The organism is Ruminococcus callidus ATCC 27760 (assembly GCF_000468015.1).
GTDB lineage: Bacteria > Bacillota > Clostridia > Oscillospirales > Ruminococcaceae > Ruminococcus_C > Ruminococcus_C callidus.
In genome coordinates this window covers 5576-6917 of record NZ_KI260345.1, presented here as the reverse complement: position 1 = coordinate 6917, position 1342 = coordinate 5576, and the positions used below count along the sequence as shown (strand labels likewise).

General features: G+C 46.0%; 2 protein-coding genes. Both read left to right on the top strand.

Going from position 1 to position 1342, the window contains the following annotated elements:
* Positions 1 to 590 (top strand): hypothetical protein (locus RUMCAL_RS15815; RefSeq protein ID WP_040646986.1); only part of this gene is annotated, 590 nt, incomplete at its 5' end.
* A gap of 360 nt (positions 591 to 950) precedes the next feature.
* A partial coding sequence (locus RUMCAL_RS15810) for a leucine-rich repeat protein (protein ID WP_021681366.1) occupies positions 951 to 1342 on the top strand: 392 nt, incomplete at its 3' end.

Sequence of the window (1342 nt, the reverse complement as noted above, 5' to 3'; positions counted from 1 at the left end):
CCACAAACGAAACAACCGCAACAACTGAGGAAACAACTACCACAAACAAAACAACCGCAGCAACTGAGGCAAGCACTGTTACCACAAACGAAACAACCGCAGCAACAGGGGAAACTACTACAAACGAAACAACTGTAGCAACCAAGGCAACAACTTCTGCAACTCAAACAACCACAATCACCAGTACTTCCAGCACAGAATCCACTGCCGCAACATCGGCAACTACGATCACAACATCGGATACCACGAGTGTGACCAACATTGCGGACGAAGATCTTTGCAGTTGGGCACTCAACGATTATCTGAAAAAAACGGGAGTGATTGCCGTAAATGCAGAAATCACTGCACGCTCGGAGAATGCATATGAGATTACGCTGACCGACTTAAACGGCAATGTGCTGGACGTTTACACTGTTGATCCGAAAACCGGTACTGGTACGGATTCTTCCAACGCAGAAGTTAACATGCCCCAGACCGGAAACAATTCCATGACAAACTGGCTCCTGTGCGTGGGTGCGGCACTGTTCATGGCATTCGGATTCGGTGCGGTGAAGGCATCTGGTGTCCTCAAGCGTAAAGAGGATGAGTAAGAGCAAAAAGCAGTGGGGGATGTTTCTCTCGGGACTGATTGCAGTTCTGAAATGAAACCTTTTCCAAAGCAGCAGGATATTTCAAGGAAAGCAGAAACAGCAGTACGCATTGAAAATACGTACTCTGAAAAAGTGTGAAAAACCCGATGTATCGCAGTTTTGCAGTATATCGGGCTTTCTTTTTTCAACAAGGCAGTCACTTCAAAAAACAGGCACAGAACGAACCTCCTCCTCTCCAACTTCCAAAAATTGAACGAAATCTCAAAAAATCCTTCTTTTTTCTTGACAAAGAATACCTGATCATGTTATAATAGATCTATCAAGAATATGTAATATATCCGAAAACAAAGGAGGCGTATTATGAAGAAACAATGGAAACGACTGGCTGCCCTTTCGTCGGCAGTAATCATGGCGGCGGGGACGCTGCTGTACTTCCCGACCGATACCCTGCAAAATATCTCGTGGGGGATCACGGCGAGTGCGGAGGAAACAGGTGCAGGGACAGAATCGGGAACGCAGACATGGAAAGAAGACAACCTGACCTGGACACTGAGTGCCGACGGCACAACAATGACCATCAGCGGCTCAGGAGCGATGAAGAATTATATTACTGACGATAGCCCTGCAACCCAAAAGAAAGACAACGTAAAAAAAGTTGTGATTGAAGACGGCGTTACAAGCATCGGAGATTTTGCGTTTTTCTATTGCAGCAGTTTAACAAGCATCGAAATTCCGAGTGGTGTCACAAGCAT